A 13240-nucleotide genomic window follows, 5' to 3' on the forward strand; every position below is an offset into this window, starting at 1 on the left:
CCGCCTGAACTGATGCGGCGGGCTAAATCCGGCCAGGGAAGGCACCGGTCACGAGCGGCCTCGCTCCGCGCGGAACGCGCGGCGTTCAGCACTGTCGAAGCCGGCGGCCCCGCCGGGGCCGACCGGCCGGGACGCCTCCGCGCCGCGGGCCTTGACGTCGTCCAGCGCCGCCTGGTCGGCGTCCTTCGCGCCCATCGCGGCGATCGGCAGCGACAGCTGGTTGACGACGCCGCGGAACAGCTTCAGGCCGCCGACCCAGCCCGGCACGTGGATCGCCCGGGCCCGGCGGCGGATGCCCAGCACCACGGCCTTGCCCACGTCGGAGACCTGGTAGGTGCGGCCCATCGGGCCGGGCAGCCGGCTGCGCATCTTGCCGAACACCGGGTGCCGGTCGGCGCTGGTGACCATGTCCGTGGCGATCCATGAGAAGTACGCGGTGCCGACGTCCACGCCGAGATGGCGGACCTCTGCCCGCAGGCTGTCGGCGAAGGCGTCCACGCCCGCCTTGCTGGCCGCGTAGGCCGCCATGCCGGGGGCGTGCGTGATGGCCGCCAGCGACGACACCACCAGGCAGTAACCGCGGCTGGCGATGAGGTGCGGCAGGGTGACCCGCACCGTCCGCCACACGCCGAGCAGGTTGATCTCGATGGTCCGCTCGAACGCTGCCGGGTCGATGGAACGGACGAAGCCGGTGGCCGCGATGCCGGCGTTGGCCATCACGACGTCGATGCGGCCATAGCGGTCCACCACGCCGGCCACCGCCGCCTCCATGGCCGCCCAGTCCGTGACGTCGGCCTCCCAGGCGCCGGCCTCCGGCCCGCACTCCTTGGCGGTGGCCTCCAGCTGCTCCCGCTCCAACCCGACCAGCGCGACCTTCGCCCCCAGCGCCGCCAGGCGCCGGGCCGTCTCGGCCCCGATCCCGCGGGCCGCGCCCGTGATCAGCACCACCTTGCCGGCCAGCGTGTTGTCCGTGCCCACGTGTGCCTCCTCGGATGGCTCCTCCGAGCACGGTAGCCCAACCTACTGCCAGTAAGCTACTGGCGAGTTCAATACGATGACCGGTCCGGATTTCCGAGAAGTGGGCCTCGACCTCGACATATGTGTCGGCCGGGGTGAACGATGTTTTCCGGCGTGTCGGCCAGGTCGGACGGGACGCGCCAAGGTCCGATCTTCCGATCTTCACCGGCATTCGAACATAGCGCTGAAGCAGCCCGCGCTGCCGGGTGTGATCACCCCGATCGGGCCGTCCGACCCGAACTTGGGGTCACCCCTTTGCGGATCGGCCCTGCGACCGTACGATCACGGAAAGTCAACTGTGAATGACGCGATCGATATCTGAACGAGCTGGGTTGACGGGATTTCGCTGGCTACGGTGAGAGAGGAAGAGCCTGCCAGGGGTGACGGGCTACCGGACGAAACGACAGGAAACGAACTGTCTCCGCTACTGGGAGGGCGGGGTACGGGGGAGACGAGGGGCGCAAGTTGGAGGGGACCGGGCGCGCTGCCAGGTACCGGGACGTTTTCGCCAACGGCGAGTTCCGGGCCTTGTGGCTGGCCGAGCTCATTTCCACCGCGGGTGACCAGGTCGCCCGGGTTGCTTTGTCACTTCTTGTGTTCGATCGAACACGCTCCGCTGCCCTGGCCGCGCTGACCTTTGCTTTGACGATGCTGCCCGCATTGTTCGGGCCATTGCTCGCCGGCCTCGCCGATCGTTATCCGCGACGCACCGTGATGATCTGCGCGGATCTGTGCCGGGCGACGCTGATGGGGATCATGGCTATCCCCGGCGTTTCGCTTCCGTCGCTGTTTCTCCTTCTTTTCGCCACTCAACTTCTGGGTTCGCCGTCGAATGCGGCGCGTGGGGCTCTGTTGGCCGATGTTCTTGCGGGCGACGAGCTCACCGTCGGGCAGAGCCTGCGGGCGGTGGTCGGCCAGATCTCCCAGGTCGCCGGATTCGCCGCCGGCGGCTTCCTGGTCACGCTGCTCACCCCGTACGGCGCGCTCGCGGTGAACGCCGCGAGCTTCGCCGCCTCCGCCGCGCTGATCTTCGTCGGCGTGCGGACCCGCCCGGCCGCCGGGTCGGCGGATGGCGAGCAGGTGTCGCTGTGGACCTCGACCCATCGCGGCGCCCGGCTGATCTGGGCGGACAGCCAGCTGCGCACGCTGGCGCTGATGATCTGGATGATCGGCCTGCCGGTCGCCGCGGAGGGTCTGGTCGTGCCCTACCTGTCGGCGCTGGCCCACACGCCGACGCCGGATCCGGTCTACGTGGGGTGGCTGCTCGCGGCCACCCCGGTGGGCGCCATCGTCGGCGCCCTGGTGATCACCCGCATGCCGCCGGAACAACGGCTGCGGTTGATCGGTCCGCTGGCGGCTCTGTCCGGACTGCCGCTATTCATCTGCGCGCTGGAGCCCAATCTCGTGGTCTCCTGCGTGCTGTTCGCGCTGTCGGGGGTGGCCGCGTCCTACATGGTGGTCGCGCCGCCCGCATTCATTCAGCGCACGCCCGTCGTCGGCAGGGGGCAGGCGATCGGGTTGATGTCATCGGGAGCGATTGCCGCGCAAGGCATTGCGGTGGCGCTCGCGGGTGTGCTCGCGGATCGCTTGGGGCCTTCGGCCACCATCGCGATCGCCGGGCTGGCGGCCGTGGTCGCCGGTATCGGGCTGACAGTCGCTTGGCGACGGAGCCGGTTGCACGAGGTGGGTCATGCTGCCTAGGCGGGCCGATGGACATCGGCCCGCCTCGCCACGGCGTAAGAGCTCCTCTAGCTGGGCTCCCAGCCTCTGGGCGGCGACACCGTCATCAGACGCACCCCCTCCCGAGCAGGCATTGCGCGCTTCGCCGCAGTCAGTGTGCACGCCCACTACGCAGTTTGCCAGCCATGCAACTAGCGCCGATGCGTATTCGTGTTCCACCGTCCCGAGGGGGTCTCAATGCTCAGCACTCACGTGAGGTCCATGTTCTCCGGATGGCAGCTGTTCCAGGTGCCACGGCGGGCGGTCGGATACTTGTTGGCGGTTGATGCGCTCGCGCTACTAATCGTATTGATATCCACACTCCAGGTGACGGTCACTGTTAGTGAAATTGTGACTGCGAGTGTGCTCGCCGGTTGTGGCGTGGCTCATACAGAACTCGCGAGCACTATCGAAAAAGCGCGCCGGGCCGTTGCCGGACAGGGGCACGTCGACCTCGCGTCGGTCTGGGTCTTCGCGGGCGTCCTGCTCCTGCCGACCCCGCTGGCGGCCGCGGTCATCGCGGTGATCTACGCGCACTATCAGTGGCGCAACCCGTTCGTCGCGTGGCACCGCCGCGTGTTCGGCATCAGCGTCATGATCATTGCCGGCAAGGTCGCCGCGATGCTGCTCGATCTGGTCGGCGGCGCCGGTCACCTGTTCGGCCCGACCATCGCGCCGCTGACCGTGTTGGTCGTGGTGGCCGCTCTGGTCACGTTCAGTGCGCTGGATGTCGCGATGATCGCTATTCGCGTGTTGCTCTACGGCACCCCCGGCGTGACCGTGCGCAAGGGCTTCAGCGATCCCTCCAAGCACATGCTGGAGATTTCGACCCTGTTCTACGGAGCATTGCTCGCCTTTGCGCTGTCCTACAGCCCGGCGCTGGTCGTGCTCGCGCTGCCGCCGGTGCTCATGCTGCACCGCTCCGTGCTGCTCAAGCAGGTCGAGGAGAAGGCGCGCAAGGACAGCAAGACCGGCCTGCTCAACAGCGAGGGTTGGCACGAGCGGGCGAACCGTGAGCGTTCCCGCGCGGTCCGCGCCAGCGAGACCTTCGGCCTGCTGATGGTCGACCTCGACCACTTCAAGCGGGTCAACGACACCTACGGGCACGTGGCCGGCGACGCGGTGCTCAAGGCGGTGGCGGACGCCATCTCCAAGGAGGTCCGCGACTACGACGCGGTCGGCCGCTTCGGCGGCGAGGAGTTCGTGGTGCTGCTGCCGGGCATGAGCGACGACGACGGCGTCGGCGTCGCCGAACGGATCCGACACGCGGTGACGCAGTTGGTGGTGGAGGCCCCGGTCGAGGGCGCGACGACCGTCATCAGGAACCTGTCGGCGTCGATCGGGGTGTCGACGTTCCCGGCTGCCGGTGACGACATAGAACCCTTGCTCCTGGCGGCGGATGCGGCCCTCTATCAAGCGAAGAACGGGGGGCGGAACCAAGTGGTGAGTTCCACGGCCCTGGTCAAACCCGTGCTGGCGGTCGCGGCCTGAACCTGGCCATGTCGCTCCGTCGGCGTTGACTGTATCGTTCCAGCGTGCGGGCGCGCGCGGGCGCTTCGCCGCCGCCGCGTCCCTCGTAGGATGGTGCGCGGACAACGTCGAAATCCCGAGGAGTGACGACCGATGCCTATCGCGACCCCCGAGGTCTACGCCGAGATGCTGGACCGGGCGAAGGCGAACGAGTTCGCCTACCCGGCGATCAACGTGACCTCCTCGGAGACGCTGAACGCGGCGCTGCGCGGCTTCGCCGAGGCCGAGAGCGACGGCATCGTCCAGGTCTCCACCGGTGGCGCGGAATTCCTGTCCGGCACCAAGGTCAAGGACATGGTCACCGGCGCGGCGGCGCTGGCCGAGTACGCGCACGTGGTGGCGGCCAAGTACCCGGTCAACATCGCGCTGCACACCGACCACTGCCCCAAGGACAAGCTGGACGGCTTCGTCCGCCCGCTGCTGGCGATCAGCCAGGAGCGTGTGGCCCGCGGCGAGAACCCGCTGTTCCAGTCGCACATGTGGGACGGCTCCGCGGTGCCGCTGGACGAGAACCTCACCATCGCCGCCGAACTGCTCGACCAGGCGGCCAAGGCGAACATCATTCTCGAGGTGGAGATCGGCGTCGTCGGCGGCGAGGAGGACGGCGTCGCCAACGAGATCAACGACAAGCTGTACACCACCCCCGACGACTTCCTGAAGACGCTGGCCGCGCTGGGCGCCGGTGAGAAGGGCCGCTACCTGCTGGCCGCCACCTTCGGCAACGTGCACGGCGTGTACAAGCCGGGCAACGTCAAGCTCCGCCCCGAGGTGCTCAAGTCCGGCCAGGAGGTGGTGGCCGAGAAGCTCGGCAAGGCCGGCACCAAGCCGTTCGACCTGGTCTTCCACGGCGGCTCCGGCTCGCTGCTGGAGGAGATCCAGGAGGCGGTCAGCTACGGCGTGGTGAAGATGAACATCGACACCGACACCCAGTACGCCTTCACCCGGCCGATCGTGGACCACTTCTTCAAGAACTACGACGGCGTGCTGAAGATCGACGGCGAGGTCGGCAACAAGAAGGTGTACGACCCGCGCAGCTACCTCAAGGCCGCCGAGGTCGGCATGGCCGCCCGCATCGCGCAGGCCGCCGAGCAGCTCAAGTCCAGCGGTCGCATGATCGCCGGCTGAGTCCGGAGTTCAGTCCCCGTCGAGCGCGTCCAGCAGCCGCTGGACGCGCTCGACGTCGTTCAGGCGGCCCTGTGTGGTGTAGATCTGCCGCGCCTCGATCCAGGTCTGCCGGGCGCGGGTCGGATCGCCGACCTTCTGTCGGAGCCCGCCGATCGATTCCAGGATCCTCGGCTGTTCGAAGGTGTTGCCCAGCTCTCGGTTCAGCGTCAGCGCCTGCTCGTAGTAGCCCAGCGCCTTGACGTTGTCGCCGAGCCCGCGGGCGATGTACCCCAGGCTGTCGAGCACGCCGTGCTGGCCGGCGCGGTCCTGCTGCTTGGTCAGCTCCAGCGCCCGCTCGCAGTACTCCAGGCCCTGCTCGAACTCGCCGATCCGGGCCAGGTACCACCCGACCACGTTGTACGCCCGCGCCGCGCCGGCCTGGTCGCCGGCGGCCTCGAACAGGGCCAGCCCCCGCCGGGCGTGCTTGAGCGCCTCGTGGTCGTCGCCCCGGTTCTCCCAGAGCCAGGCGAAGGTGTGGTGGATCTGCGCCTGCTCCGCCACGTCGTCGTCGGCCACCCGGCGCTGGGCCTGCTGGAGCTGGTCCAGCGCCTCGTCGAGTTGACCGGCCTGGATCAGGGCCCGGCCGAAGAGCCGGTGCGCGGTCGCCACCTGCGGCCCGAGCCGCTGCCCGGCGGAGATGGCCGCCTGCCACACCATGGCGCCGTAGCGGGTGTGGCTGCGGCGCCAGTGGTACGTGGACAGCGACCAGGCGAGCGCGAACACCGCTTGATCCCAGGTTCGCTCCGCGGCCAGCCGCAGCGTCAACAGGATGTTGAGGTGCTCGAGGTTGAACCACGCCACCGCCGCCGCCTGGTCCGTGAACTCCTCGGGCCGCGCGCCGGGCGCCGGCGGTGGCAGCCGGACCGGCCGGTGGTGCGCCAGGAACGTCATCTCGCCGCTGAAGGCGGACCGCAGGTAGTAGTCGACCAAGCGGGACAGCGCCGCCTCGCGGACCGGGCCGGGCAGGCCGCGCTCGGCGGCGTAGAGCCGGACCAGGTCGTGCATCCGATAGCGGCCGGGCACGTACTGGCTGACCAGGTGGGAATTCTCCAGTTCCCGCAACAGGTTCCGGGCACGCGCGGGCGGCAGGCCGGTGAGCGACGCGGCCGCCGGCAGGCCGATGTCCGGGCCGGGCGCGAGCCCGAGCAGCCCGTAGACCTCGGCGGCGGCGCTGCCGAGCGCATTGTACGAGCAGGCGAACACCGCGCGCAGGTTGGCCGACAGGTCGCCGGCGTCGAGCGCGTCCAGCCGGGCCTCGGTCAGGTCGTCGGCCAGCGTGGACAGCGGGAAGTCGGGGTGGCCGGAGGCGCGTGCGGCCACGATGCTCAGCGCCAGCGGCAGGCTCGCGCAACGTTCCACGATCTCGGCGACCGCGGCGGGCTCGGCCGCCACACGGTCCTCGCCCAGGTGAGCCGCGAGCAGGTCCCGCGCCTCGTGCTCGCCGAGCACGTCCAGCGCGAGCGGCAGTGCCTGGTGGGCCGTCATCAGGCCGCCGAGCTGGTTGCGGCTGGTCACCAGCACCGTGCAGGTCGGACTGCCCGGCAGCAGCGGCGCGACCTGGGCGGAATCCAGGGCGTTGTCCAGGACGATCAGCATGCGCTTGTCGGCGACGAGGCTGCGGTACAGCGCGGTCTGCGCTTCCAGTTCGACCGGCATCGACGTCGGCGCCACCCCGAATGCCTCCAGGAAGCCGCGCACCGCGTTCGTCGGCTGCATCGACGGGCCGGACGGGTCGAAGCCGCGCAGGTTCACGAACAGCTGGCCGTCCGGGAAGCGGTCGATCCGGTCGTGGGCCCAGCGCAGCACCAGCGACGTCTTGCCGAAGCCGCCGCCGGCCGAGATCAGCGCCATCGACGGCTGCCGCGTGAGCAGTTGGTCCAGCACCTTCAGTTCCGCGCTGCGGCCGACGAAACCGCCGACCGGGGGCGGCAGCTGGCGTGGCAGGGGCTGGCGGGCGACCAGGCCGGCCAGCGCGGTGTCGCCGGTGAGCACCTGCTGGTGCAGCGCCAGCAGCTCCGGGCCGGGGTCGATGCCCAGCTCGTCGGCCAGCACCCGGCGCACGTCCTGGAACGTCTGGAGCGCCTCCGCCTGCCGGCCCGAGCGGTAGAGCGCGGTGATCAGCTGGGCCCAGAACCGCTCCCGCAGCGGATTACTCACGGTGAGATCACGCAGCTCGCCGATGATCGCGTTGTGCCGGCCCAGCCCCAGCTCCACGTCGAAGCGCAGCTCCTCGGCGGACAGCAGCTGCTCGTGCAGGCGGGGCGCCTCCTCGCGGCGCAGCGTCTCCGACTGGACATCGGCCAACGGTTTTCCGCGCCACAGACCGCGCGCATCGGCGAGCAGCTTCGAGGCCAATTCCGGATCGCCGGCGCGGGCCTGCGCGACCAGCTCGCGGAACCGCCACACATCGAGTTCGGACTCACCCACCGAGATGAGGTAACCGTCGGACGCCGTGACGATCGGCGATGTTCCGGCGACCCCGCGCAATACGTTTCGCAGCCGCATCACATAGTTCTGCACGGTGGTGCGGGCGCCTGTGGTCGGGTGCTCCTCCCACACGATTCGGACCAGCTCGTCGAGCGAAACCACCTGGTTGGCGTGCATGAGCAGGACGGCGAGCAGGGTGCGCTGGCGGGCCGCGCCCACCGTCACCGGCACACCGTCGTATCTGACTTCCAGCGGCCCGAGGACCCGGAAGTCGAAGCCTGAAGCCATGACCCCCCGTTCATCGCCGACCTCGCAGTGTAATACCGGCGTGGCGGACGCGGTGGGTTATAGCGGTACCGATCACGACCGTGAGGATGAATCCGTAGGACACCGCCATCCCGATCAGCGGATGGTCCTGGAACGCGCTGCCGCCGACAAATCCGACCAGCGCCGCCTGGGTGCCCCAGAGCAGCACGGCGGCCACCTCCGGGAGCAGGAACCAGGCCGTCGGGAAGCCCAGCGCGCCGGCGGTGGCCAGGGTCGCCGCGCGGCCGCCCGGCACGTAACGACCGAACACGATGAGTAACCGGCCGCGTCGTTCCAGTTGTCGCTGCGCCCATTCGCGGGCGCGCATCCCGCGGTCCTGGCGCATCAGCCGGGTCAGCACGGCGTTGCCGGTGGTGCGGCCCAGCACGTACGCGGCGGTGTCGCCGGCGAACGCGCCGGCGGCGGCGATCAGCACCAGTTCGCCCAGGCCGGCCGCGCTCGGCGCGACCAACACGCCGACCAGCACCACAGTGGTCTCGCTCGGCATGAACGGCAGCAGCGCGTCCAGCGCCGCGATCACGAACACGGCCACCCACAGCCACGGCGACCCGGCCAGTTCCCGCACGATGTCAAGCACCGATCACCCGCCTCGCCGCCGCGGCCGGACACCCCATTCCCTTGCCACACCGGGGTGTTCCCTCCGGGAAGACGGCGACGGAACCTCCTGAACGTAGGACGTCCGCGAGCGCGGCGACAGTAACGGACAGTGAACTCGAGTTGTCACGTTCGAGGAGGATCGTCCCGGTTCGCTCCTGTGCGCCGGATGCGCACAGGAGCGAACCGTCCTCTTCGGCCTCGGCCCGCACCCCTGCTAGCGCGCCGAGGCCGAACTCCCCCACGGAGTCCGTGCCGACGTCCACCCGAGTCCGACGGGCGTCAGTCCCCCGATGCCGACCAGCACCGCCAGCAGCACGACGACCGCCGCCGGCCATGAGTGGAAATCCGTGGGCGGCGCCGTCAGGAACGTGCTTTGGCCCCACAGAGCCAGATATCCCAGTGCGGGAGCCAGCACCGCGACCGTCAGCGGCGCCCGGAGCAGGTACGCGACGTCCACCGCGACACCGATCGCCAGCGCCCAGAACGGCACCGCGTAGGGAGGAAAGCCGATTCCCGTAACGAAAAGCAGCGCGAGGGTGCGGTATCCGACGTAGCAGGCGGCGATCGCGGTGGCGGTGAACCTCCCGTGCAGGAACCGTTTCGCCAACGTCAACGTGACCGCCGCGGACAGGACACACCACACCGGGTAGAGCCATTCCGGCAGACCGAGCGCGAAATGCTCCACCGCCGCGCGGTCGACCGGATGGTGGATCTGCGCCGCCGCGAACTGCAACAGCTCCGGCTGCGCGTACGGCTGGCCGCGATCCCACGCCGCCAACGACAACACGCCGTACTCCTGCTGCTCGTTGGGGAACCACAGGTTCTCCAGCAGCGACAGCCAGAGTGCGGCCAGCCCCAGGCGATAGAACCGGTGCCCGCGCGGGAATTCCTTGTGCCACCCCATGATCAGGCCGATCAGGGTGACCGTGGTGCCGGTGTAGAGCAGCACGTGCGTGACGCTCCACGCCGTCAGGTCCAGGCCGTTCACCGTGTGGTTGACGATGTCCATCGGGATCGTCACCACGAACGAGCCCATGCCGACCTGGAGGAACCGCAGTGTTCGGCGGTCCGCGCCCAGGCCGGTGTACGTGTGCACCAGCACCAGCGCAACCGCGATGCCCGTGCCCACGAAGTTGACCAGGTGCGGCGGGGCGGTGGTGTCCCGGATCCACTTGAAGTGCCAGGCCACGTCCCAGCTGGCGCCCAGCGTCTTGAACGCAAGGGCGACCAGCCAGGACGTGTACAGCGCGACCGTCACCGCCGGCGGCGTGGGCCTCCCCGCCTCGCCGCGTGTCCACAGTGGAGCGATCCGCCGCAGTGTCCCCCTCATGGCGACAATCCTGGTTGCGGCGGCGGCCGGCGTGAATAGGTAATGGCCCCCAGAGCGGGTAGGGAAAACCCCCGGGTTAGTTCGTCGGGGTCTGCCTGAGATCTACATTCGGTGTGCCGTGCTTGTGCCGCGCGTACCGCGCGGGGCGAGGTCGCTTCTAAGCCGGCCTCGTCCCTTGTCTCAACTCGATCGATGAACAGACTCGATCGAGTTGAGACTGCGGTCCAGAGGCCGGCGCGACCTCGCGCGCTCCCGCGAGGTCCAGGCGGTGGCGGCCAGCCAGAGGATTGCGAGGACGGCGGCGCTGATGGGGGCGGCCCAGACGGCGCGGGGCGGGGCGGCGAGCAGGACCGACTGCGCGAACAGCAGGCCGTAGGCCACGGCCGTGACCACGATCGCGCCGACGAACGGCCGCAGCCACCTCGACAGCGGCAGCAGGAACACCAGGTCGATCGCCACGCCCGCGCCGAGCAGGAAGAACGGCACCGCGGACGGCGGGAAGGTGGTCGCCGTCAGGACCAGCCACAGCACCGACCGGAAGCCCACGTACAGGCCGGCGATCGCGGTCGCGGCCCAGCGCCGGCCGACGATCTGCCGGCCCAGCGCGAACAGCAGCACGCACACGCCCAGGCCCCACACCGGGTACACCCAGTCCGGCATCGGCAGCGAGAAGTGCACGATGCCGGCCCGGCCGATCGGCTGGTGGATCTGGTCGGAGGCGAACTTCAGCAACTCCTGGTTGGCGTAGGGGTGGCCGGGATTCGCGTCCCACGACGCGATCTCCAGCACGCCGTACTCCTGCTGCTCGTTCGGGAACCAGAAGTCCTCGAAGATCATCGCCAGCAGCACGAGCAGACCCGGCACGAACCAGCGGCCGCGGGCGGCGTTGCGGTGCCAGCCCAGCGCGACGCCGATCAGCATGCCGGCGGTGCCGATGAACAGCAGCGAGTGCGACGGGCTCCAGGTGGTGATGTCCAGCCCGTTCACGGTGTGGTTGACCACGTCGATCGGGATGGCGATGAGGAACAGCCCGGTGCCCCACTGCATCCAGCGCAGCGTCGTGCGGTCCGCACCGTAACCGGTGTAGGTGTGGAACAGCACCAGCGCGACCGCGATCGCGGTGCCGACGGTGTTCAGGTCGTGCGGCGGCGCCAGGTTGTCGCGGATAGTCCAGAAGTGCCAGGAGATGTCCCACGAGCCACCGAGCAGCTTGAGCACCAGGGCGACGAACCACCAGGCGTACATGATCGAAACCAGCTCGGCGGGAGTCTCCCGGCCGGCCGTGCCGCGCGTCCAGTACACCGACCACAGCTCGCGCACGCGGGCCACCGACCAGTCCTTGGTGCTCATGTCTGGAGCATGAACGCTCGCCCGCGCCGATTCCACCGAATCGGCCGAACCGAGATCAGTCGCATACCACCCGATCGAGTGGGTGAGGCGCGTTGCCCCCGCCGGGCCGAGTGGGCAATGTCACCGGTCTAACCGAGTACGGGAGTGATGCAGTGAACAAGCGTGTCATCGCTGGTGTCGTGGTCACCGCGCTGGTGCTGGTCGCCGGCGGGGCCATCGTCCGGCTCATGCTGAGCTGATTCTTCTCAGGGTCCAGGGTCGGGCACGATGTGGCCATGAGCCTCAACGACAACCTGCTCGGCCCCGGCCCCACCCTGCTGCCCGACCGTCCCGAGTTGCAGGCCCAGCTGGACGGCGGCGCCGACCCGGCCGCGGTCGTGCGCACCGCGCCGGACTTCAGCGAGGCGTGGGCGGCGCTCGCCGAGCGCGCGCTGGCCGACGGCGACGCCGTCGCCGCGTACGCCTACGCCCGCACCGGCTACCACCGCGGCCTGGACCAGCTCCGCCGCAACGGCTGGAAGGGCTTCGGCCCGGTGCCGTTCTCGCACCGCGCCAACCAGGGTTTCCTGCGCGCGCTCGCCGCGCTGGCCAAGGCCGCCGGCGAGATCGGCGAGACCGAGGAACTCGACCGCTGCCGCACCTTCCTCGCCGACAGCGACCCGCAGGCGCCCGCGGCCCTCGGTCTGGCCTGACCCGACGTGCTCCAGCGGCTGCGGGCGCAGCTGCGGCGCCGGTTCCGGCGGTTGCAGCGCACGGCCCTGCCCATCGCCCAGGCCGGGATCGCCGCCGGGGGCGCGTGGCTCGTCGCCACCGACCTCGTCGGCCACACCCAGCCGTTCTTCGCGCCCGCGGCCGCGGTCACCTGCATCGGCGTCGCGCTCGGCCAGAAGCTGCGCCGGGTCATCGAGCTGGTGGTCGGCGTCAGCGTCGGGGTCGGCGTCGGCGACGTGCTGATCTCCCGGATCGGCACCGGCACCTGGCAGATCGTGCTGGTCGTGGTGCTGGCCATGGCCGCCGCCGTGCTGCTCGACGGCGGCGCGGTGATCGCGCTGCAGGCCGGCACCTCGGCGGTGCTGATCGCCACCCTCGCCCCGCCGACCACCACCGGCGGCTTCGACCGGATGATCGACGCCCTGATCGGCGGCGCCCTCGGGCTGATCGCCATCGCCCTGTTCCCGCCCGACCCGCTGAACCTGGCCCACCGGCACGGCCGGGTCGTGCTCGGCGAGCTCGCTGGCGTGCTGCGGGCCATCGGCGAGGCCGTGCCGGAGCGCGACACCGTCGCCGCCGCGGCCGCCCTGAGCCGGGCGCGGGCCAGCCAGAAGGCCATCGACGAGTTCAAGACCGCCCTGGTCACCAGCGCCGAGGTCACCACCATCGCGCCCATCCGCTGGCGCAACCGGAGCCAGCTGGACCGCTATCGTGCCGCCTCCGGGCCCGTCGACCTCGCCGTCCGCAACACGCGGGTGCTGGCCCGGCGCGCGTTGGCCGTGCTCCGCGACGGCGAGGAGCCGCCGTCGAAGCTGCCGTACGTGCTGGACGGGCTCGCCAACGCCGTGGACGCCCTGCGCGACGAGCTCGCCCGCGGCGTCGATCCCGTACGGACCCGAGCCCTGCTGCGCACCACCGCCGCCGAGACCGACCAGCTCCTGGTCGACGACGGCTTCTCCGTGCGGGTGATGATCGCCCAGCTCCGGTCCATCGTCGTCGACCTGCTGGTGGCCGCCGGCGTCAGCCGCGCCGACGCCCTCTCCGCGCTGCCGCCGCTGTGAGCGACCC

10 protein-coding genes are annotated in these 13240 nt (G+C 70.2%); 5 read left to right on the top strand and 5 right to left on the bottom strand.

Features of this window, described 5'->3' with window-relative positions:
• Positions 1–48: 48 nt before the first annotated feature.
• The gene (locus tag BCF44_RS00295) at positions 49–978 is read right to left on the bottom strand and encodes an SDR family oxidoreductase (RefSeq protein ID WP_116172035.1); all 930 of its coding nucleotides are present in this window, start codon (positions 976–978) and stop codon (positions 49–51) included.
• 504 nt (positions 979–1482) lie between these two features.
• Here BCF44_RS00295 and BCF44_RS00300 point away from each other — a divergent pair.
• From BCF44_RS00300 to fbaA, 3 genes are all read left to right on the top strand, one after another.
• Positions 1483–2718, top strand: coding sequence for an MFS transporter (locus BCF44_RS00300; RefSeq protein ID WP_116172036.1), 1236 nt, complete (start codon positions 1483–1485; stop codon positions 2716–2718).
• A 240-nt stretch (positions 2719–2958) separates the two neighbouring features.
• Positions 2959–4227, top strand: coding sequence for a GGDEF domain-containing protein (locus tag BCF44_RS00305; protein WP_170217274.1), 1269 nt, complete (start codon positions 2959–2961; stop codon positions 4225–4227).
• A gap of 132 nt (positions 4228–4359) precedes the next feature.
• Entirely contained in the window at positions 4360–5391 is a 1032-nt protein-coding gene (gene fbaA / locus BCF44_RS00310; protein WP_116172038.1) for a class II fructose-bisphosphate aldolase, read from the top strand.
• Between the two features lie 9 nt (positions 5392–5400).
• On the opposite strand, the gene BCF44_RS00315 is transcribed toward fbaA, so the two are convergent.
• From BCF44_RS00315 to BCF44_RS00330, 4 genes are all read right to left on the bottom strand, one after another.
• A complete protein-coding gene (locus tag BCF44_RS00315) occupies positions 5401–8145 on the bottom strand; it encodes an AfsR/SARP family transcriptional regulator (protein ID WP_116172039.1) in 2745 nt (914 codons plus the stop codon).
• 10 nt (positions 8146–8155) lie between these two features.
• Positions 8156–8761 carry a DedA family protein gene (locus BCF44_RS00320; protein WP_116172040.1) on the bottom strand — a complete coding sequence of 202 codons (606 nt, stop codon included), beginning with the start codon at positions 8759–8761 and terminating at the stop codon, positions 8156–8158.
• Between the two features lie 234 nt (positions 8762–8995).
• Complete coding sequence (locus BCF44_RS00325; protein ID WP_147328336.1) at positions 8996–10111, bottom strand: hypothetical protein; 1116 nt, start codon at positions 10109–10111, stop codon at positions 8996–8998.
• A gap of 180 nt (positions 10112–10291) precedes the next feature.
• A complete protein-coding gene (locus BCF44_RS00330; RefSeq protein WP_116172042.1) occupies positions 10292–11461 on the bottom strand; it encodes a hypothetical protein in 1170 nt (389 codons plus the stop codon).
• Positions 11462–11736: 275 nt separating this feature from the next.
• Between BCF44_RS00330 and BCF44_RS00335 the strand changes: the two genes are divergently transcribed.
• Positions 11737–12153, top strand: a complete 417-nt coding sequence (locus BCF44_RS00335; RefSeq protein WP_116172043.1) for a DUF3151 domain-containing protein — start codon at positions 11737–11739, stop codon at positions 12151–12153.
• A gap of 6 nt (positions 12154–12159) precedes the next feature.
• Positions 12160–13233 (top strand): FUSC family protein, encoded by a 1074-nt coding sequence (locus tag BCF44_RS00340; protein WP_211352830.1) that lies wholly within the window; start codon positions 12160–12162, stop codon positions 13231–13233.
• Positions 13234–13240: the final 7 nt, after the last annotated feature.

The organism is Kutzneria buriramensis (assembly GCF_003387475.1).
Classification (GTDB): Bacteria; Actinomycetota; Actinomycetes; order Mycobacteriales; family Pseudonocardiaceae; genus Kutzneria; species Kutzneria buriramensis.

What these genes read in the sequence shown, in the direction of transcription:
- fbaA (WP_116172038.1), top strand. Translation starts at nt 4,360, where the DNA reads ATGCCTATCGCGACCCCCGAGGTCTACGCCGAGATGCTGGACCGGGCG.
- BCF44_RS00315 (WP_116172039.1), bottom strand. Translation starts at nt 8,145, where the DNA reads ATGGCTTCAGGCTTCGACTTCCGGGTCCTCGGGCCGCTGGAAGTCAGA.
- BCF44_RS00325 (WP_147328336.1), bottom strand. Translation starts at nt 10,111, where the DNA reads ATGAGGGGGACACTGCGGCGGATCGCTCCACTGTGGACACGCGGCGAG.
- BCF44_RS00305 (WP_170217274.1), top strand. Translation starts at nt 2,959, where the DNA reads ATGTTCTCCGGATGGCAGCTGTTCCAGGTGCCACGGCGGGCGGTCGGA.
- BCF44_RS00330 (WP_116172042.1), bottom strand. Translation starts at nt 11,461, where the DNA reads ATGAGCACCAAGGACTGGTCGGTGGCCCGCGTGCGCGAGCTGTGGTCG.
- BCF44_RS00335 (WP_116172043.1), top strand. Translation starts at nt 11,737, where the DNA reads ATGAGCCTCAACGACAACCTGCTCGGCCCCGGCCCCACCCTGCTGCCC.